This window comes from Povalibacter sp. (assembly GCF_036520495.1).
Classification (GTDB): Bacteria; Pseudomonadota; Gammaproteobacteria; order Steroidobacterales; family Steroidobacteraceae; genus Steroidobacter.
In genome coordinates, this window is sequence record NZ_DATDJO010000023.1 from 1 (window position 1) to 20,297 (window position 20,297).

The 20,297-nt window shown below is 59.8% G+C and carries 13 protein-coding genes; 3 read left to right on the plus strand and 10 right to left on the minus strand.

Going from position 1 to position 20,297, the window contains the following annotated elements; all coding sequences use genetic code 11:
* Nucleotides 1-181: 181 nt before the first annotated feature.
* The 3 genes from VIZ63_RS08530 to VIZ63_RS08540 form a co-directional block, all read right to left on the minus strand.
* Nucleotides 182-904 (minus strand): glutaredoxin family protein, encoded by a 723-nt coding sequence (locus tag VIZ63_RS08530; protein WP_331609139.1) that lies wholly within the window; start codon nucleotides 902-904, stop codon nucleotides 182-184.
* Nucleotides 905-1,085: 181 nt separating this feature from the next.
* Nucleotides 1,086-1,823, minus strand: coding sequence for a hypothetical protein (locus VIZ63_RS08535; protein WP_331609140.1), 738 nt, complete (start codon nucleotides 1,821-1,823; stop codon nucleotides 1,086-1,088).
* Nucleotides 1,796-7,441: a phospholipase effector Tle1 domain-containing protein gene (locus VIZ63_RS08540; RefSeq protein ID WP_331609141.1), complete on the minus strand. Its 5,646-nt coding sequence runs from the start codon at nucleotides 7,439-7,441 to the stop codon at nucleotides 1,796-1,798. The genes VIZ63_RS08535 and VIZ63_RS08540 overlap by 28 nt, the downstream gene beginning before the upstream one ends.
* Nucleotides 7,442-7,610: 169 nt before the next feature.
* Between VIZ63_RS08540 and VIZ63_RS08545 the strand changes: the two genes are divergently transcribed.
* Nucleotides 7,611-8,954 carry a DUF418 domain-containing protein gene (locus VIZ63_RS08545; protein WP_331609142.1) on the plus strand — a complete coding sequence of 448 codons (1,344 nt, stop codon included), beginning with the start codon at nucleotides 7,611-7,613 and terminating at the stop codon, nucleotides 8,952-8,954.
* On the opposite strand, the gene VIZ63_RS08550 is transcribed toward VIZ63_RS08545, so the two are convergent.
* The gene (locus tag VIZ63_RS08550; protein ID WP_331609143.1) at nucleotides 8,936-9,832 is read right to left on the minus strand and encodes a lipase family protein; all 897 of its coding nucleotides are present in this window, start codon (nucleotides 9,830-9,832) and stop codon (nucleotides 8,936-8,938) included. The genes VIZ63_RS08545 and VIZ63_RS08550 overlap by 19 nt on opposite strands.
* Between VIZ63_RS08550 and VIZ63_RS08555 the strand changes: the two genes are divergently transcribed.
* Nucleotides 9,816-10,742, plus strand: coding sequence for a phosphatase domain-containing protein (locus VIZ63_RS08555; protein WP_331609144.1), 927 nt, complete (start codon nucleotides 9,816-9,818; stop codon nucleotides 10,740-10,742). The genes VIZ63_RS08550 and VIZ63_RS08555 overlap by 17 nt on opposite strands.
* 237 nt (nucleotides 10,743-10,979) lie before the next feature.
* On the opposite strand, the gene bla is transcribed toward VIZ63_RS08555, so the two are convergent.
* Nucleotides 10,980-11,870, minus strand: coding sequence for a class A beta-lactamase (bla, locus tag VIZ63_RS08560; protein WP_331609145.1), 891 nt, complete (start codon nucleotides 11,868-11,870; stop codon nucleotides 10,980-10,982).
* 328 nt (nucleotides 11,871-12,198) lie between these two features.
* On the minus strand, nucleotides 12,199-12,756 hold the full coding sequence (locus VIZ63_RS08565; RefSeq protein ID WP_331609146.1) for a hypothetical protein: 558 nt from the start codon (nucleotides 12,754-12,756) through the stop codon (nucleotides 12,199-12,201).
* Nucleotides 12,757-13,117: 361 nt separating this feature from the next.
* Between VIZ63_RS08565 and VIZ63_RS08570 the strand changes: the two genes are divergently transcribed.
* Nucleotides 13,118-13,582, plus strand: coding sequence for a hypothetical protein (locus VIZ63_RS08570; protein WP_331609147.1), 465 nt, complete (start codon nucleotides 13,118-13,120; stop codon nucleotides 13,580-13,582).
* A gap of 96 nt (nucleotides 13,583-13,678) precedes the next feature.
* Here VIZ63_RS08570 and VIZ63_RS08575 read toward each other — a convergent pair whose 3' ends face one another.
* The 4 genes from VIZ63_RS08575 to VIZ63_RS08590 form a co-directional block, all read right to left on the minus strand.
* Nucleotides 13,679-13,870 (minus strand): hypothetical protein, encoded by a 192-nt coding sequence (locus VIZ63_RS08575; protein ID WP_331609148.1) that lies wholly within the window; start codon nucleotides 13,868-13,870, stop codon nucleotides 13,679-13,681.
* Between the two features lie 268 nt (nucleotides 13,871-14,138).
* A complete protein-coding gene (locus VIZ63_RS08580; protein WP_331609149.1) occupies nucleotides 14,139-17,246 on the minus strand; it encodes a type I restriction endonuclease subunit R in 3,108 nt (1,035 codons plus the stop codon).
* 123 nt (nucleotides 17,247-17,369) lie between these two features.
* Complete coding sequence (locus tag VIZ63_RS08585; RefSeq protein ID WP_331609150.1) at nucleotides 17,370-18,617, minus strand: ATP-binding protein; 1,248 nt, start codon at nucleotides 18,615-18,617, stop codon at nucleotides 17,370-17,372.
* Between the two features lie 49 nt (nucleotides 18,618-18,666).
* Nucleotides 18,667-20,202: a restriction endonuclease subunit S gene (locus VIZ63_RS08590; protein WP_331609151.1), complete on the minus strand. Its 1,536-nt coding sequence runs from the start codon at nucleotides 20,200-20,202 to the stop codon at nucleotides 18,667-18,669.
* Nucleotides 20,203-20,297: the final 95 nt, after the last annotated feature.

Consider the following 20,297-nt stretch of genomic DNA (forward strand, 5'->3'; position numbering starts at 1 on the left):
CCAGTTGGTCCAGCAGCTCCCTAGGGATCTTCGGCTCAGCGGCAGGCTGAGCAGCCCTCTGTGTCTCGTACTTCTTCTTTCTCGGCATATCGACTCCTGTAGGTCATGATATGCCTCGAACACAAAATTTCAGACAGGTCCTATGCCCGCAATCCGAACGCGGAGATGGGGCCCGACTGGCTTATTTCGGGAGAATTTTCACCATTCTTTTATCCACATAGCCAATACCGCCGGCAGCCTGCACTTCAACGAAATCACCGACGGGTGTCTGCAAAGCGACCAGTTCCTCATCCTTTGCCAACTTGGCGACGATATCCGCATCCTTCGTCGCGGACGAGAAGAGAGGCACATTTGATATCTTGGTAACGAGCACATCTCCGACCGTAGGCTCTGCCACCGCACTGCCCGAACCAGTACTCTCTTTGGACGGTGACTTCGCTCCGCCATTCTCCGTCTGCGCCGACGCTGCCTTGAACTTCTTCAGCATCTGGTCGAACTGGGAGGCGCTCCAGCCATTCATGCGTTGATCGCCCACCAGGAGAATTGGGACACCAGTGCCCTTCAGCGCCCGGTAATCAGCGTAGCCACGCGGACTTTGTTCGATGTCGTACTCGACGAATGCGACTTGACGAGACTGCATGAACTTTCGCGCCCGGGTGCAATAGCCACACCAGGTCGCGCTGTAGAACACGACTCTGTTCGGGTCGATCTCCATGGGATCCTGGCGGGCGGCAATCACAGGCACAGCGATCGATTTAACTTCCTTGTACAGATCCGTTCCCTGACGAGCAGTTCGATTCACATCTCGAACGCTTCTGAGGACATCGCTGATGCCGTCAGCGAGAGCAGAAGAAGAAACGACGAGAGAAATCAGAAGCGCAGAAAAGAAACGTCGGATAAACATCTCCACCTCCGTGTGAAGCTTCCATTTCAAAACTCACGGCTAGGGCCTGACACCCTTACAAACGTAGACCGCTGTTGCGGTTTGTGACCATCAATGACGAACGCCCTCTGTCGGCGCACCAGTTGGGAGTCATGGATTATTCTCTTGCCAATCTCGCCGTAGCACCGGGAGCTAGAGATACTCAACGAATCTGTACCGCACCATCGGACGACTCCACAACTTTCCTTTTCATAAGATCCTTAGTAATCGTCGACCATTCGTCCATGGCACGTGACCGCGCATTTTGCTGCTCGAGAGTCAGACTCGGCTTAGGAGAAAACTTTGGAAAATAGCTGCTCATAGTGCAGCGCAGGTCGCTCAATGCGCTGTCCACATTCGCCACGCGCGGATTCGCGTTAACATTCTTTACGGTCACCGCCCATGCGTCTTTCATGACTGGATGGTCGAAAAATGGACCGCCACATTTATCGAAAGCGGGAAGGGCAATTACCTTATCCATATCCCCTTTCTTGGAAGCGCGTCTCCATGCGGGATTTTCATTTGCCCAACTAAGTTCGATGTGATCATCTTGAATACTAAATATCACGTCACCCCGAAAGCCCCCCGGCAAACGCTTGCGGACATCGACTCTCTCGGCGTAGATGCGTCCATCTGTTAGCTGCCAATAAAAATCGTAGAGCACCTGCCCGTCCATCCCGCCATTCAAACCATGCAGTAGATCGCCAGCAACGTAGTGCCGTCCCGCAACTCTGTTGGGCCAACCTGTCATGTGGTAATTGGTGACAGGCTGGAAACCGAGATTGATGGTGTAGAACCCTTCGACTGTGGGAACACCAAGTGACGATTGCGCTATCAAATCACTTGATAGCGCGACCCCGGCCAGTGACAAAATTAGAGAATACCGTTTTCTCTGAGCCACGTTAGATAACCCTCCATGTCGACTGTGCCACGAATCGAGTCGCGGCCCCGATTTTCCAGTATCAATCGAGATAGGTCCGGAAACTGCGGGGCGGTTCGTTGCCTCTGCGTCGCTGGCGGCACCCAATTTCTACATGGATTTGGAGGCGGCCTGGGACCTGGTGGTGGGGTGCAGGATTCCGGGCGCCAATCTGGATCGTTGGGATAGAAAACCTCGCGATCAAATGATGAAGACCGTATCAATCTCTCATCATGAATGATCGGCCTATTAACGGCCAAGTGATCCGCACTAAGATCCCCGAGTAAGACACCTGCGCTCCGAGCCTGAGCGTGCATCCACTGCAATGCTATATCGGATAAATCACCGTCAGTATATGCCCCTCCGATGTCCGAATGTGCGCCGATAAACCCTTGTTCTACTCTGTTGGACTGTGACCCCGAGCGGTGCTCATCAGCCTCTATGGATGACAAATCAAAAAAGGCACGGTGCTCGTTGAGCGCAACAGCCTGAGCTACATAGCCAACACGAGTATCGATGCGGAAGTCGAAACCCACATCCGTTGAGTTGCCGGGTATACCCATAGATCCAACACTGTCGAACAATCCAATGAATCTGATGCGGATAGGTGAACATGCCGGCATACGATCGTAGTCGCCGCGATCCAGTTTTCGATAGACCTCGTTCGCAAATGCTCGTGCCGCGGCAGCACCGCGGCTGAATCCAACGACATCAATCGTCCCATCGAACGCGGATGGGTTCTGTACTGCACTATCTATTAGCAGATCAAGCCGGCGAAGTGCTTCATCGATGCGCGAACTTGTCCCAAACCCTGATAGTCCTCCAACAATGCGATCCGCATAGTCAACAAACCAGTTTCTGTCCGGAATGCTAGCCCCTGCACCCCTCCTATAGAACTCAGAATTCTCACCATTCGCGTCTTGGTAGTACTGACCAAACAACCGAACGTTACTGCTGTCACCGTCATCCGAATTTATCCATGTTCCATCAAACGAAAACAGGAACAGCCCCAGTGGGTCGATACCACTCACGGGGTTGCCGTGCACGTACGCGTATGGGTTGACGCCGCCATACAGCCCGATCGGATCGGGCGTGAGATAGCGACCCGTCTGCGGGTCGTAGTCACGCATGATGTTGTAGTGCGTGCCTGATTCGGCATCGGCATATTGGCCGGGGAAACGCAGATTCAGCGTGAATGAACGTGCGTCGGCGTCAGGATCATCGTCGACTTGCGCAGCACCAAAAGGTTCGTATTCAGCGTTCCAGACAATACGGCGCGTGGCATCGGTGACCGTGTGCGGAGTGCCGAGATGATCGGTGTGGATCCAGTAGGTCTTTCCAGATTCCAGAATCGCGACGGGATGGGCGCCCAGATACAGGTACTCGCGCGTGACCTTGCCCTTCTCGTCCGCCTCAGCGATAAGTTGATGACGTTCGTAGAGGTAGAAAGTCGTTTGAGTTCTGCCGTCTACATGCAGCGTCTTGCTTACGCGCTCACCCGAGAAGTTGTAGCGATACGTAGCGGTCAACTTTCCATCGACGTAGAGGTGGATAGGACGTCCGTCGCTGTTGTAGTCGTAGCGCTTGTTTCCCAGTACGACGGGATGGCCGGCGGCGTCGTAGTCGACAAGGCCATTGCTCGCAAGGCGGTTCGACTCGGGGTGGTATTCAAGCGAGGACGGTGCTTTCCGATCGGTGTCTCTGGACTCCGCGATACGGTGCCCGCTGGTGTCGTAGCTGTAGTTGAAGTCACCCGCCGGCAGCCGCGCGTTGGTGAGTCGACCCATGGCGTCGTATTCGTAAGATCGGGCTTCGGGACCGTCTTTGATGGCAATCATGCGACCGGATTCGTCGTACTCGTAGCTGAGAGCGGCGAGGCCCAGGAGTGAGCGGCTTTGCAGGTAGCCGGTTTTGGCGCCGTACAGGTTCTGCAGCTGCAAGCCGTTGCCGTAGGCGAGTCGACCCATTGCGTCTGCGGGCTTCGCACTGGCGCCATCGCCAGTTTCCAGATTGCCGACGATCAGTTCAGTGCGAAGCATGGACTCGCGAGTGATGGCGCGAAGCGAGCCGGTCGGTGTGTAGTGATAGCGCAGTCGCTGACCTGACGGCAGCGTCCGGGTTTCAATGCGCCCGTGCGCGTTGTACGTTTGCGTAGTTTCGAACGAGCGGCCAGCGATCTCGCGTACGTGCCTGACAGGACGGCCTTCGGTGTCGTAGTCGAAGTGCTCCTTATGATCTGGAGACACGATCCCGGTCAGTTGCGACGATCGATATTCGAGGGTCGTTGGCCCTTCGCGGCGCGAGACTTTCACCAGACGACTGTCGGCGTCGTAGCCGTAGCCACTCCGGGCGCCTGTGCCGGTGATCCTCTCTATCAGGTTGCCTGACGCATCGTACGAACAGTAAGTGACGCCACTATCTGCGCTCTTCTCTGACACGCGGCGACCGAAATCGTCGTAGCTGTACGACGTGCCAGCACCGTTCGGAGCCACAACATCGATCAATCTGCCGACACGATCGTGACCGAAGCGAGTGATGCCGCCGTCGGGCGCCAGTATGGATTCGATGGATCCCGAGACGCCGTAGGCAAACTCGGTCGCTTCGCCCATCGGACCGGTGATCTGGAATGGCTGAAGGCTTTCCCCCACATAGGCCAGCTGACGCAGTGGCGGGCCCTCGCCGTCGCGTACCTCCAGGAGTCGGCGTTGCTCGTCATAGACGTAGCGAACCAGCCGGGGCGGAATGCTGCCCGGCATGAGGATCGCCGCTCCGATCACGTTGCCATCGGGCGCGTACTTCAGTGCCGCTGCAATCCCGGAGTCGTCTATCGCAAATCGATCCGGCCGGCTGGCCGCGTCGTATCCGATTCGCTGCACCCTGCCATCGGCGTCGATGACTTCCTGCAAACGTCCCAAGACGTCGTACGAATACCGGGTGCTGCGTTCTCCGCCGGAGCGCAGATCAGTCACACGAGTCAATCGACCTTCTGAATCGTAGTCGACGCGTCTCGACGGCGAGCCGGTCTGGCTGATGAATCGCGGCCGGCCTGCGGCATCGAACTCGCTGAGCCGTACTTCGTTGCCGGTCGGCGATCGGACAGCGGTGATGTGCCCTGACTGGTCGTACTCGATACGAGTGATATCGGCGACGTCGCTGCGCGGACCGTTGATCGACGACAACACACCACTTCGGTCGTAGTGGAAACGAACCGTTCGCTCGATGCGTGAGAAGTCACCTTGCTGCGTCGGCGAGTAGCCTGTCTCTCGCACCGACAGCACCGAACCATCCGGTGCATAAGCCATGTGGATCGAATGCCTCGCAGCGGGCTTGACGCTTGGCAGCTCGATCGATGCAGGCCGCAATGCATCTGCATCATAGATATAGCGCGTGGCGAGCTCGTAGCCGGAACCGCGCTCGCGCTCTACAGACACCAGACGTCGCTGCGCGTCATAGCCGTAGCGCTGCGAGGGCACGCCCTTTGCGGCGATCATCGTGAGTTGGAATGACTCGTCGAACTCGTAACGAGCGTCGCCGACGCCGCACGCGCCGCACCCTGGTCCACGCACCTCCGTGACCAGCGCGATTTCGTTGCGGTTCTGCGTTACGTAACGACTCACGCGGCCAAAAGCATCGGTGACATCCGTGTAGCCATCGCCGTACTCGAGACTGATCTTGCCAGCGTCATCGGGATGGGACGACAGGATTCCGCGCCCGGCTGTGTCATATGCCCAGTGCGCAATGGTCTGAAAGCGATTCACTCCGCCGTACTGCGCCAGCTTCGCGTCGCCCGCGCTGAGGTCGGTCAAGTGATGCGGATGACGCGAATCGGTGTAATCGTAGCGTCTTGCGCGACCGCTGGCGGAAACCACCATCGATAGATTGCCGCTGTCGTCATAAAAGTAACGCCATGACATCTCGCCTGCCGCACGAATGCGTGCAACGCGTCCGTTTGCGTAGTACTCGAAACTCAGTTCACGGCGCTGCGGATCGACGACACGCTCGAGTCGGTTATCCGCATCGTAGACAAAATCGATCGTTCGCGATCGCTCGCGAATCGCCGTAAGGCGCCCTGAACGATCGAAGTCGAGTTCACGTCCTGACGGCCACTGCCAGACGTAACCCGTTTCCGACTGCGTGACGTTGCCATCGCTGGCCCGCTGACCGGGAAAGCGATCTGACTTGTCTTCGCGCACGAATCGCAGACGCCGCCCGTCCGCCTGCCACAAGTCCAGCGTCCCACCATCAGTACTGGCGCGGACCGACGCCTCATATCCATGTCGCCATCCCGCTCCCATGACTCCGGCCTGTCCAACCGCGTCGCTGTTGTAGTGACGCACGAAGGACAGGCCGAGCTGCCCGGGTAGTGCGGCCAGGTCGACTTCCCTCTGGTACTTGTTGCCCGTAACGACGTGGATCGGATTGCCCACGCTCAATGACGGCAGGCCGATGTTTGGTAACGTAGCGCCCTCTGCGCCTCCAGACTGCAACGCGGGAAACGGAAAGGGATCGGTGCGTGGCGGCACGGGTGACGAATCGCCGGGTGGCGGCGGGGTCGATGGGAAGGGACTGCCATCACCACCGTTGCCGGGACATTCCGCGGGGGAACCGCTGTTCCCACCGCCGCCTCCACCTGAACCGGAGCCTCCACCGCCGCTCCCACCACCGGGCGATGACCCGCCACCGCTGCCGTCGCCGGAGCCGCCGCCGAAACCGAGAAATCCGTCGCCGAGGTTGCTGCCGCCGTCGCCCGATCCGCTGCTTCGGCCCTCCTCGTCTTCGTCACCTTCGTCCTCGTCAGTGTCGTCCGGTGGACGGGCATCTGCGGGAATGCGATCGACTTCAGGCAAGTCGCCACGGGCCATCACTGCGTCGCTCATTCTAGCGGGGCTTTGCATTCGCACCGTCGCCGTGGTGACGATGGGAAGACGGCCGCGACGCAGCAGTTGCTGCTGAAACGCATCCATCCCGCTTCCGGCACGACGCGTCGACAGCAACACGCGCGAGATGAACCAGTTGACCAGCGGCACATTCAGTTCATAGCCATAGGTCACTTCGACGCGCAGCAGGTTCGCGTCCTGGATGTTCATGCCGCTCAGCGTGCCGACGCTGGTGCTGCGCGAGTGCAGACGATCGTTGGGAATTTCCCGCACGCCGTCGACTTCTTCGGCGAAATCTTCGAAGGCTTCCCGGGTCGGGTTGAGAATGCGGATGCGCGCATCCTGCAGCAGCGACGCATTGATTCGCGCGATGGTATTCACGACACCGTCGACGGATGCATCCGGTGAGTACAGGGGCGCGAGTCCCCGTGCCAGACCGCCGCGAATCGCCTCCGGCTGGGCGTTGCTGACTGCGCCGGCACGCGCCGCCTGCAGCCCTGCGAAATTCAGCGTGGCCTTGGCCTGGTAAATCAGACCGAACTGAATGGCGCCCAGGATTACGGCCAGCAGGATCGGCAATGCAATCACTGCCTCGACGATCGCAGCGCCACGTTGTCGCCCGCGACACACCCGCCCTTGCTGCCGACATTGCCGCGACGGGCGCCCGAGCCGTCCCCTGGTGTGCGCCGAAGAGTGTCGCAACGAGCAGGCCACGCGTTCCATGCGAGTTTCCGTTCCGGGACTACGCGAATCAGTCTGTGGAGGTCAACGCCTCACATGGCCATGAATTTCTATGCGCCAGGCGCAGAAATGCGCGACAGCCGGTTCGCCCGCCGGTGACAGGCAGCCGGTGGAGATGCACACTCATACCCCGATCCCAACGGGAAACACCGTGAGCCCCACCCTCCCCACGCCACGCGCCGAACGTATCGGAATGCTCGATACCAACCGCGGCATCGCGGTGCTGGGCATCCTGCTGATGAATATCGTTGGTTTCGGCCTGCCGGAGGCCTACGAGATCCCGATCAACTGGGGCGGGCACGAGGGCGCGAATCTCTGGGCCTGGCGCATCAACGCCTGGTTCTTCGAAGGCACGATGCGCGGCCTGTTCACATTGTTGTTCGGCGCCGGTGCGCTGCTCTTCCTGCAACGACAGTCAACGCACGATGCAACCGGCACGCGCGAACTCAGCGGCACCGCACTCTACTTTCGTCGCACCGGGTTACTGATCCTGTTCGGGCTGATCAACGCGTACGTGTTCCTGTGGGAAGGCGACATTCTTTTCTACTACGGCGTCACCGGGCTGTTCCTGTACTTCTTCCGCAACCTGCGCACGCCGACGCTGATCCTGATCGGTCTCGCGGTCCTGACTGTCCCGACGATCATGAATCTCATGGAGCGTGTCGAATACACCGACGTGAAATCGCGCGCGGAAGCAGCCACGATCGCGCTGGAGTCAGGCGCCGAATTGACGGACGAGCAGCTCGCGGCCATCAACGAACTTCATGAGACGCAAGCCGACCGCTCCCCTGCGCAACAGGAGATGGAGAATGCCATCGCGAGGGTGAAGGAGAGCTATGCGAGCGCGTTTCACTATCTGCGCAACCGCACGTTCTACTGGGAGACGACATTCTTCATCCGGTATGGCTTCGCGGAATGCCTCGGCATGATGCTGATCGGCATGGCGCTGCTGAAGCTCGGCATCCTTTCCGGCAGCGCTCCACGCCACGTCTATGCAGGAATGATGGCGGCAGGCTACGCCATCGGTCTCGGCGTGAATCTGTGGGAGACCAGGACGCTGGAGAACTCCGCGTTCTCGATCGATGCGGTCACAGTCACCTACCTCACCTACGACCTCGGTCGGGTGCCTCTGACGCTTGCACATCTGGGACTGATCGGCTGGCTCTGGCAGCTGCCGATACTCCACAGCGCCAAGCGCGTGCTCGCTCGCGTTGGACAGATGGCTCTCACCAACTACCTGACCCAGAGCATCATCTGCGGCTTGCTCTTCACCGGCGCGGGCCTTGGACTGTTCGGACAGTTCCAGCGCTATGAGCTCTACTACTTCGTGGTAGCGATCTGGGTCGTGCAACTGCTGTGGAGTCCGTGGTGGCTGAACCGGTTTCAGTTCGGTCCGGCCGAATGGCTGTGGCGTTCGTTGACGTACGGACGTCGTCAACCCATGCGCATCGCACCGCACGCCGCCGTTACCGTCGATCACAGGCCGTCGACGTAGTTGATCGGCGCGTGATCGGCCAGCGCCCGTGGCGGTGCGAGCAACTGATCCCAGACCGTCGCGACATTGAAGTCCGTGAGCCGACTGCGCGTCCCTATTCTGTGTTCGACGCCCGCGTGCCTGAATCCGAAGGATTCGATCGGCACTGACGCGACGATGTCATCGCCGTGAACGACGCGATAGACCTGCACACCCCGCAGCTTCGCGACGAACCGCGAATCGCCGACGCGGGGTGATCCGTAGGCGTAAACCGCCTGGGGCGCCCTTCTGACGGCGGCAAGTGTCGCGAGCGCAGCGCCCAGGCTATGTCCCGTGTAGAACACCGGGCAATCGAGCTTGTCGAGCGCCGCCGCGATCTGCGTCCACACGCTGTTGAGTGCGCGCTTGAAACCCCGGTGCACCAGCACCGAGCCCCCGAACGCGGGCACCGGCCAGGTATCTGCGTCATGCAGAAAGTCCTGGATCTTCTGTTCCGTACCGCGAAAGACGAGCACGGCAAACGGCGCAGGCGATCGATTCATTGCCAGCAGCGCTCCGGTGCCAGTCACCTCGGAACCAAAGAAGCTGATTTCCTCGAACCCCGCTTGTTGCAGGAAATCCCGGCGGGATCGGGGACCGCTGGGATCGCGCCGATAGACGAGTCGGCTCAGCTCCGCCAGCCACCAGGCATTGGCGGCCGAATAGCTCGTCGCCGCAATCTCGAAGGGCGGCATGGGATCACGCGAGAAGAAGGCACTGGCATGGCCAGGCTTCAACAGATCGTTCCAGGTCACAACTCTCGTCACGGGCGCTTCCTGCTGCGATGCTCGCGCGGCAGAATATCGCAGGCGGCGCAACTCGTCGCGAACACTGACATCCACCATGCGACCGCTTGGCATTCTGCTCCTGCTGCTGGTGGCGATCCCGGCCACGGCGTCGATCGAAGTCATCGTCTATCCCGCCTTCGGCACGGGCGCGCGAACGGCAATCGAAGGCCGGGTCATCGCGATCGAAGCACGCAGCGAAGCTGCGGCGGATGACAGTGGCGCAACCAACCTGCGCCGTAGTCTGAAATCGCTCATGAACGATGAACAGGCGTTCGTGCCCGTCACCGTCGGGATCGGTCGTCAACGCTGGTCCGCCACGACGGATGCGGAAGGATACTTCCAGCTCTCGATTGTCGAACTCGATGCGATGACACCCGGCTGGCATGAAGTCACGGCGATGTCAGGATCCTTCCGCGGCGTCGGCTCGCTCCTGCTCGTGCCCGCAGGCGACGTACACGGCATCGTCTCCGACTTCGATGACACCGTCGTCGTGTCGGAAGTGAACAATAAACGCAAGCTGCTGCAGCACTCGCTGATGCGCAATTTCATGCAGCGCGAAGCCGTGCCGGGAGCGCCTGAACTCTATGCGCGCATCGCGGAGAACAACCCGGGCACGTTGTTCTATCTCTCCGCTTCTCCGCGGCAACTGCAGTCAGCCATTCAATCGTTCCTCGACCACCACCGCTTTCCACGCGGCGTACTGCTCACCAAGAAGATCACGAACGATTCGAGCGGCGATTCATTGCACGACCAGATCGCCTACAAGACCGGGAAACTGGTGGATATCTTCGAACGCCTGCCGCACGTAAGTTTCACGTTGATCGGCGACGACGGCGAAAGCGATCCGGAGATTTACCAGGCGCTGCAGCAACGTTACCCGGCTCGCGTGAAAGCCATCTGGATCCGGCGCGTTCATCCAGATCCGCAACGCGTGAGGATCGAAGGCCAGGGCGACCTGCAGGAACAGTTGAATCCGAACTAGCGGCCTGTAACGAAGATCCGGTAGTGCTTGTCTCAGGCTTCCTGTGGGTTCGACTTTCCCCCGTGGGATTCCCTTTCGGTCACCGCGGGACTTCCTCCGGTCGTAGTCGAACGTTGGCGAAGCACCGCTTATGACGTGACGTCCGGCTAAAGCCGGCTAAAGCCGGACCCACAGAGATTGAACTGCACTACCAATTTTGGCTTTACAGCCCACTGGAGTTGCGCCCTCTGACCATGATCAGAGCTGTCGCGCCGTCACTGCCTCGGCCACCAGACCCGCCACCCTCGCATGCACTGATTCCAACTCGGCGGTCGGCCGGCTGGACTCACTCATATATATAGCCAGGATCAGGGGCGCCCGGCCCGGCGGCCAGACGACGGCCACGTCGTTAACCGCGCCGTTTACGCCCGTACCCGTCTTGTCTCCAACCACCCAGTTTTCCGGCAGGCCCGCGCGAATGCGACGCGCACCGGTCGGTGAGGCTTTCAGCCACGTAATGAGCAGCTGTCGGGATGACTCACCCAGCGCGTCACCCGTGAGGATTCTGCCAAACGTCTGCGCCATCGCGTGCGGCGTGGTCGTATCGCGTTCATCGCCTCGCACGTTGGTGTTGAGCGCGAGTTCGATACGGTCGAGTCTCGTGATGGCATCGCCGAGATTGCGCAGATCGCGAGTCAGTCCCGCCGGTCCGCCGATCTGTGCCAGCAGCAAGTTGGCTGCGGGGTTGTCGCTCATCTCAACGGCCGCTGCGCAAAGTTGGCGGATCGACATCGAACCGGCAGCGAGCTTCGCCGAGGTGACCGGCGCATGACTCAGCATGTCGCTCGAACCGAACGTGATCTGGCGATCGAGATCGAGCTGCGCCATGTCGGCCCTGCGCAGCACCGCTGCAGCCAGCAACAGCTTGAACGTCGAACACATCGCGAACCGCTCATGCTCTCGCAGGCCGACTGAACGACCCGACGCCGTGTCGAGCGCGCAGACACCGAGACGACCGCCCGCCTCGATCTCGAGGTCCGCGAGTCGCTGCGCGAGTGTAGATTCCGCAGCGACTAATGCGTTACCGGGCGCGAAGCTCGCGCCCAGCATTCCCAGTAACAGTGAACGCCGACCGATTCGATCCCGCATGCCCGATCTCCACTTGTCTGCATCAGCATAGCTTCGTAGATGAATCGGGCAACGTCAGGACGAAATATGGCATCGCGATGGCGGCTGGAGCCCACAGAGGCAGCGCACACAGCCTCCGGTCTGTAACACCTGTTCCTGGACTGCGCTCGTGCCGAGATTCTATGGTTCGATGCAAGCGAGGATGCGCGCTGCCTTCGCCTGTGAGTCCGACTGAAGTCGGATCCAAAAGAGCGGCCACGCTCCGTCTTCTCCGCTCGTGCTGAGCGTATCGAAGCACTCTTCGGTCCAGCGCCCCCGACAAGCTCAGGACGGACGGAGCAGACTTGCCTCACTCTCCCGGCTGCTGATCGCATGTCACCTGTGTATTCCAGTCGGCGAAGTTGCCGTTCGGATTGCGCTCCCAGGCCCAGACATGAATTTCATAGAACGCAGGCAGGCCGTAACGGTTCGGTTCGCCAACGTAGTTGAGCAGGTGTCCGTCCAGCGACGGTGCACCGCCACTGGGATTCTTTGCGGTCCAGTCTGCTGCGATCACGATGAACTCGACGCCGACGAGACGCAGTCCGCCGTTGGGCATCGGTTCGTAGATCAGCGCCTCCGGCTCATCACCATCGAGCACACCATCGCCTACACGTGCAGGCAGGATGAAGTGAACGCCCATCGCACCGGAGTTGGGTCCACTGACGCACGGAGTGCCGCGAACCCAGCCTTCCGCTGTCGCTGTGTTGATGTCGCGGAACTGCCAAGTCGCTCTGCGCACCTTCTCAACCAGCGGCGCAAAGTCTCGCCCCGGTTTCGATGGATGCCCGAACTGATCGACGGCCAGTGCCGCCAGCGGCAGCGCCACGAGACCCATGCTCAAAACGACTCGTTGCAGTGTCTTCATTGTCGTCTCCTGCGGATGAGTGTGAGGACAAAGTAGAAGCGACCGTCATGCACGAAAAGGGCAAACCTACCAAGGATTGCGCCGCCGTCAGAACTGCCGAAAGTCATTACGAATATTGATCATTCGTCAGGATCATTCGGCCGTATTCGCCCCTTGACGACAGTCATGGCTTCTCCCCGCACTGCCGCATCGTCCGAAGAGAACGCACTCGAGTCGCACGGAAATAAAATCAGCGATCCCGTAGAAATGCTGCGGCGCGAGCTTCATGACCAGCGCTCCCGCCACCCATCCGTACGAGTGCGCAATCGAGAACGCTTTGGTAACGTCCGTCATATCCGCAGCTGTCCGACGGGAGGCGACCATGGCGATCAGCGTAGCGGCAGCACAAGAACGTATCGTCAGCGAGCGACGATTCTTCACCGGCATGGCGGTGAGCATGGCAGCGGTGGCCTTCGCGGGTTTCGCGCACACCTACTACCTCGCTGGTTTCCAGGATGCTCCCACGCCCGTACTCACTCCGTGGCTGCATGTGCACGGCGCATTGTGCAGCGCCTGGGTCGTACTGCTGATCGTGCAAGTGAGGTTGATCGCCGCGGGACAGCGCTCGGTTCACGCGCTGCTCGGAAGCGCAGGTGTGATCGTCGCTGCGGCAACGTTGTTCGCAGGACTGTACGTCGCCTTCCACAGTCAGCGACGTGTACATACCGCAGCGAACGCCGATACGCTGGCGGACCCGTATGTCTTCCTGATCTTCCCGTTTACCGCCGTCATTCTCTTCGCATTGTTCGTGACCCTCGGCGTGATGGCCCAGGCGGTCATGAGCTGAGGAATGTTCGCCAGCATCGACAGCCTTTCCTGGCTGTCTCGACACCCGTCTCACTGCAAATCGAACCAAGACTCCACGCTCGAGACACTCATGTGCTCATGAGCCGGCCTGCACCAGCGCCACAGCATCGGCACCTGCGGGAAAATGCAGTCGGCCGGATTCATCATTGGCTGCCTGCCAGACGACCTCGGCCAGGTCTGACACCTTCGTCACCGCAGCGGGTTTCGCAAACGCCGCAAAGACGCGTTGCGCAAACGGCGAATAAGGTTCTGGTATGAGCCCTTGCATGCACGCGCGCCCGGCAGGTCGTCGAACGGGTCCGCACGCTCGAGCAATTGAAGAACGGCGGGAGTTGGTTGGGATGATTGCGACTATCCCCACGGGGCTGCGACACACACGTTAAAGGAAGGTCTGATTAACTCCGTTCGCGCTGAGCCTGTCGAAGCGTCTCCCGAAATAGTGCTCAGTTTCAATGTCATGGCGTTCACCTTCGATGGGTGAACCATTCCCTGCGGTCACGGTGCTCAGGGCGAACGGAGAATTAATCAGAGGTTCCTTAAAGCTGCTCGCGCAACGACTCCCACAATCCCCCGTGGTCCAGAAGAAATCGCTTGATTCCGTGGCGAATATCCACTGAATTCAGCGCGCGTGTGCTGAGCGATGTATGTGCATCGAGAGCGGCCATGATTGCACCCACGAGTTCGGCATCGAGGTCTGGAGAGTTCGCAAACTGTTCTTTCGCATTGTTGCTGGCCTGCTGCCGTAGCTTGCCCGACTCGAGCATCTTGTTCTTGATGACCTGGGTCACATAGGTGATCTGGTCCTGATCGGTCGTATCGCCACCGAACAGATTGTTGAGCTGCTCGATGATCTCATCCAGGTATCCCTTTTTCTGCTCCCGCACGGCTCCGCTGCCCGCCTCGGTCACGGATTCCAGCGGCGGCGCTTCCCCGCCATTCAAAGGCATCGGGCGCTTGCCGAGGTTCTTCAGCCTGTGATGCGTGAGCACGACCTTCGACAGGTCGATGCCCTCACGTTCGCGCCCGAACTCCAGCAGCGGCAGCAGCACCTTGTAGAAGACCGAGCGTCTCTCGATCGCGGTATTGCCGTAATCGAAGATCTGCGACAGGAACGTGTACAGCCGCAGGTAGGCGCCCATGTCGCCCTTGAACAGAATCAGGGCGTCGAGTCCCTCGCGCGCCGCCTTGATGTCGGCCGCGTGTTCCCTTTCCTGCGCGGATTGCAAAGCCATCTGAACTGACTTGAATCGCTTCGTCAGCCGGTCCGCCACCGGTTCGATGGCCTTCAACAGTTCGGCCTGGGTGGCGTTGGGATTCAACTGGACGGCCACGACGCGATCGACCTCGAAGTCATCGTAATGCCCGGCGGCATCGAGCTTGGCGCGCAGGTTGTAGACCAGGTTCGGGTCGGTCGTTGCGGCGAGATGCGCCGTGGAATAGTAGGTTTTGAACGCCTCAAGAACCTCTTCCGCATCGTTAACGAAGTCCACAACGTAAGTCGTGTCCTTGCCGGGATGGGCACGGTTCAGGCGCGACAGCGTTTGCACTGCCTGAATGCCGGCAAGACGCTTGTCTACATACATTCCACACAGCAGCGGCTGGTCGAAGCCGGTCTGGAATTTGTTCGCGACCAGCAGGATCTGGTACTCGTCCCTCTTGAAGGCTTCGCGAATGTCGCGACCCTTCAGGCTCGGATTCAGTGTCTTGTTCGTCTCAGTGAAGGGCTCCGGCCCCGACGTTTTGTCGTTTACTTCGCCGGAGAAAGCCACGAGCGTCCCGATGGGATAGCCGCGATCCTTGATGTACGTTTCGATCGCCAGCTTCCAGCGCACAGCCTCCACCCGGCTGGCCACGACGACCATTGCTTTGCCTTTGCCCCCAAGCAGCGGCGCAACGAACTCGCGGAAGTGCTCGATGACGATCTGCACCTTCTGCGCGATGTTGTAAGGGTGCAGGCGAACCCACCCCATGATGCCCTTCATCGCCTCGCTGTGCTCGACCTCGCGCTGCTCGTAGTCCTTGCCTTCATGCGCCAGTCGGAAGGCCAGCTTGTACGAGACATAGTTCTGCAGCACATCGAGGATGAATTTCTCCTCGATGGCCTGGCGCATGGAATAGACGTGAAACGGCGCCGGCAGATTGTCCGGGCCGGCCGGCTGCGAAGGATCTGGCCGCGTGCCGAACAGCTCGAGCGTTTTCGCTTTCGGTGTCGCCGTGAATGCAACATAGGTGATGCCGGCATCGCTGGCGCGCGCCGCCATCTGCGCGGCAAGGATGTCTTCCGCACTGACCTCCAGGCCTTCCTTTGCATCCTCCAGCTCTTCCGGAGAAAGCACCGCCTTGAGCTTGCTGGCCGCCTCGCCCGTCTGCGAGCTGTGCGCTTCGTCGGCAATCACGGCAAAACGCTTGCCTTGCGTCGCTGCCAGATCGCGAACGGCTTCGAGCGCGAACGGGAAGGTCTGAATGGTGCAGACCACGATCTTCTTGTCGCCAGACAATGCCTCTGCGAGTTCGCTGCTCTTGCTGGCTTCGCGACCTTCGATTTTCGCGACCACACCAGTCTGGCGCTGAAAATCGAACAGCGCTTCCTGCAGCTGCGAATCGATGACCGTGCGGTCCGAGACCACCAGCACGCTGTCGAACACCTTCTGATTCCGCGCATCGTGCAGTTCTGCGAGGAAGTGTGCAGTCCATGCAATCGAGTTGGTCTTGCCGGAGCCCGCCGAGTGCTGCACCAGATATTTACCGGCCGCGCCCTGCCCGAGGACTGCGGTCTGCAGCTTGCGGGTGACATCGAGCTGGTGAAACCGCGGAAACAGGATCTTCTCGATCTGCTTGCGGTCATTGCGCTGTGTGACCAGGTAGCGTCCAAGTATTTCCAGCCAACTGTGGCGCTCCCAGATCTCCTCCCACAGATAGGCGGTGCGATGTCCGCTCACTGGATTGACGGGATTGCCCTTGCCACCGTTGTCGCCCTTGTTGAAGGGCAGGAAGTCCGTCGCCGGCCCCGCGAGTTTCGTCACCATCTGCACTTCATGGTTGCTGACCGCGAAGTGCACCAGGGCGCCGCTGGGAAATGACAGCAAAGGCTCGGCAGCCTGGCCCTTGGGTCGCGGCACCCGATCGAAACGATACTGATCGATCGCATCGTCGATGCTCTGCGTGAAATCCGTCTTCAGTTCGACGGTCGCCACCGGGATGCCGTTGAGGAACAGCACCAGATCAATGCAGTTTTCGTTGTGCAGCGAATAGCGTACCTGTCGGACAACGCGCTGCCGGTTGGCGTCATAGCGAACGAGAATGTCCGGATTCATCGCCAGGGCGGGTTTGAACTCCGCGAGCTTCAGCGGCTGCCGTAGCCCCAGCAACTCAATGCCATAACGCAGCACATCGAGCGTGCCGCGTTGATCGAGCTGATCGCGCAGCCGCGTCAGCAGGGTTTCGTTGGCGCTGGCGCCGTGATTTTTCACGAGCGTCTGCCACGCCTGGGGATGCGCTGTCTGCACCCAGGAGATCACGTCCGCGGGAAACACTGCCCGCGCCCGGTCGTAGTTTGCGGCGTCACCTTCGGCGTAGAGCCAGTCGTGTGTCGCGAGGTGCTGGCAGATCTCTAGCTCGAGGTTGATCTCTTTATGCAGACTCATTGCAATCAGTCCCTCGCGCCATCGGCCAGGCGGCGCATCAGATCGGTTATCGGGATCGCCGGTGGTACCGCTTGTCGATACCGGCGGCGATTCGCCGGGTGAGGCGGCCTTCTTGTAATGGCCTCACTTCGTCTCCCACAACATCGAGATCGGCACGGCTTGCAGGCCATCGCCGAAAGAAGCAACGGCGTCGCCATCGTAAAGAACGACGCCGCGGACAAACCGTTTGCCCGTCGCAGCCTTGAGCTTCTGCAAGCCCTTGAAGTCGGCTGCCGTGACAGTCGCCGCGGCTTTGATCTCGATACCGGCGATCCTGCCAGTGTATTCGAGCACCACATCGACTTCGGATCCGTCCTTGTCGCGATAGTGATGAAACGAGTGCGGCTCCTCCTGCCAACTCGCCTGACGGCGCAACTCCTGATAGACGAACGTTTCCAGCAATTGCCCATATAGAGCGCGGTCATCCCAAAGCGCCGCGGCGTCGAGGCCGAGCAACGCGCAGGCCAGACCGGTATCGCACAGATGCAGCTTCGGCGTCTTGATCAGACGACTCAGCCGATTGCTATGCCAGGGTGGAAGCTCCTCCAGCAGAAAGACTCGCGCCAGCAACGTCATGTAGTCGCGAATGGTCGGACGACTGAGCTGAAACGGCGCGGCCAGTTCGGCCACATTGATGAGCCGTGCCGTCTGTCCGGCCGCCAGGGTGAGCAGGCGTGGCAGCGCGTCGAGGGCGCCGATGCGTGCCAGGTCGCGCACGTCACGCTGCACCAATGTATCCGCGTAGTCGCGATACCAGGCTGCCCTGCGTCGCGCCGTGGAACGCGCCAATGCCGCGGGAAATCCCCCGGCAGTCACATGGGTCGCGAGCGTCTTTCCCAGTCGCCGTCCTGCCGCTGCAGCCTTGAAGCCCTTGCCAAACAGCGTGTCGAGGAATGTCGGTTCAGTACCCGCCAGCTCCGACTGCGCCAGTGGATGCAGGCGCAGCACCTCCATCCGCCCTGCCAGTGAATCGGCCAGCGTCGGCACGAGCAGCACATTGGCAGAGCCGGTCAATATGAATCGGCCGGGTCGGCGCTGCTTGTCGACTGCTGCCTTCAGCGAAGTGAACAGCGTTGGCACGCGCTGCACTTCATCCAGCACCGCCTTGTCGGGTAAGTCGGCGACGAAGCCCACCGGATCGGCCTGTGCCGCGGCGCGCTGCACATCGTCATCGAAACTGACATAGGCATAACGGCCGGCATCGCCCACCTGTCGAGCCAGCGTGGTCTTGCCGCACTGACGCGGCCCGTGAACCAGCACCACGGGCGTATCCGCCAACGCCTCCACGAGACGCGGCAACAGTAAGCGCTTGTGTAACGCCTGATCTGACATCGCGACCAAATGTAACCCTGGGGCCGGCCAAATGAAAGGTTAGGGGTGTCTAAAAGAAAGGCTGGCGGGGACGAGCGAGAGGAAGCATCACGCCGACGAACCGTGGCAGAGGAACGGCATCGGTTGGTTGATGATCACCCTCCCTATGAATGATCCGCCCGATGCCTGGCTTGCGACGGACTGCTCTCATATTGAGAACGATCGTCGCTTGTTTGAGAACGAAGTGCGCCAGACGGCCGGCGTTTTGAAGCCCGCGCAGACAAGAAATCAAGCGGCCGCCGATTCTCCCGCAAGGTCGCGCACGTCGATTTGGCCGGTGACTGCGGCGGAGATCAGGGCGGTGCGGCGTTCGAGGAGGAGGTCGATGGCGCGTTGGGCCTCGCGCGACAGATCGTCGAATAGAGAAATTTGAACATCCAAGTACTCGCCAATTGCCTCCCTGCTCTCCAGCGGGTGGTTCGAATATTGGAAATTTAGTAAACACGTCGTTTGGAAGATGAGTCTGATTTACACCGTCATCGTGTACCAAGAAGAGCGGATTGCGATCCAACAGGTAGTACAGGAACCTCGGCTTTCCACTTATTGGCCGCAAGATGCAAACACGCTGATTGACTGCGTAGCGCACATCGTCCTGCACTAGAAAGGCCTTGGCGAGCGCTCTGCCGTTAGGAAGATCACTCATCACCATAAGGATGTCATTTCTCTGAGCCGGACTCAGGTTCCTTGTGCAGAACTTCCGCGATTGACCTTCCGTCGAAACGAAGCGCGAGTTCACACAAATGAACTCTCCCTCGTCATCGATATAGGGCTCGTGAGCTCTTCCAGACTCGAACTCGCAGATCGTAGACAGTCGTCTAGCTACCCAATGCGACGGCACCTCGCCGAGCCATTCGATCTCGGAATCCTTCATGGGGGCGTGAGGGTTCAGGCCTTTCGTTACCGCGTGGGAGATGACGGCTTGGCGCTTTTCTTTCAGCAGATCCATCAGGCGCCGTTGCTCTAACACCAGCGCGTCGATCTTGGAGGTTTCGCGGTCGAGGAAGGAGGCGATGGCTAATTGCTCACCCTTTGGTGGCGTAGGGATTTCCATCGAAGTCCATGCGTCCATTCGTATGACCTTCGTTCCATGCGCCGCTTCATCTGTTCTTGCAAGTGACTCGTGGGCAGAACCTCTGAGCATCCACGCGAGGAAGGACTCATTTAGCCCTGCGTGCGGCGTCAATGCTTTAAGATCTTGATTGATGGCCATCGGCACGCCAGCTTTCACCACAGGAAAGGTGTGACCCAAAATCATCCCTCGCACAACAATCAGCACACTGCCTCGACGTGTTAACTCCGCTACACCTTCATCCACCGCGCGCTGCGAGATGTGATCCTGCGTATCTGATAGCACCTCTGCCTTTAGATCCTTGGATGACGCCCACGGTACATCACCATTCCAATAGCTCAGATTCTCCTTGCTAGGAGTTCCGCCGCTTCTGATCTGAACCAGATACTTAATAGGAGCGATTTGCCAATGCTCCGGCACCTCTCCCAGCCACTCCACCCCGCTGTCCTTGTACTTCGGATACCGCGGAAAGCTCATGCGCACTCCCCTTTCGTTCGCGCTGAGCGTGTGACCGCAGAGAATGGTTCGTCCATGGAAGCGCATCCTGGAATGAAGAACCCTTCGACAGGCTC

Bases quoted from the DNA above. Each gene is read 5' to 3' on its own strand.
- VIZ63_RS08530 (WP_331609139.1), bottom strand. From the start codon at position 904: ATGTTTATCCGACGTTTCTTTTCTGCGCTTCTGATTTCTCTCGTCGTT.
- VIZ63_RS08540 (WP_331609141.1), bottom strand. From the start codon at position 7,441: ATGGAACGCGTGGCCTGCTCGTTGCGACACTCTTCGGCGCACACCAGG.
- VIZ63_RS08555 (WP_331609144.1), top strand. From the start codon at position 9,816: ATGCGACCGCTTGGCATTCTGCTCCTGCTGCTGGTGGCGATCCCGGCC.
- VIZ63_RS08550 (WP_331609143.1), bottom strand. From the start codon at position 9,832: ATGCCAAGCGGTCGCATGGTGGATGTCAGTGTTCGCGACGAGTTGCGC.
- bla (WP_331609145.1), bottom strand. From the start codon at position 11,870: ATGCGGGATCGAATCGGTCGGCGTTCACTGTTACTGGGAATGCTGGGC.
- VIZ63_RS08565 (WP_331609146.1), bottom strand. From the start codon at position 12,756: ATGAAGACACTGCAACGAGTCGTTTTGAGCATGGGTCTCGTGGCGCTG.
- VIZ63_RS08570 (WP_331609147.1), top strand. From the start codon at position 13,118: ATGGCGATCAGCGTAGCGGCAGCACAAGAACGTATCGTCAGCGAGCGA.
- VIZ63_RS08575 (WP_331609148.1), bottom strand. From the start codon at position 13,870: ATGCAAGGGCTCATACCAGAACCTTATTCGCCGTTTGCGCAACGCGTC.
- VIZ63_RS08580 (WP_331609149.1), bottom strand. From the start codon at position 17,246: ATGAGTCTGCATAAAGAGATCAACCTCGAGCTAGAGATCTGCCAGCAC.
- VIZ63_RS08585 (WP_331609150.1), bottom strand. From the start codon at position 18,617: ATGTCAGATCAGGCGTTACACAAGCGCTTACTGTTGCCGCGTCTCGTG.
- VIZ63_RS08590 (WP_331609151.1), bottom strand. From the start codon at position 20,202: ATGAGCTTTCCGCGGTATCCGAAGTACAAGGACAGCGGGGTGGAGTGG.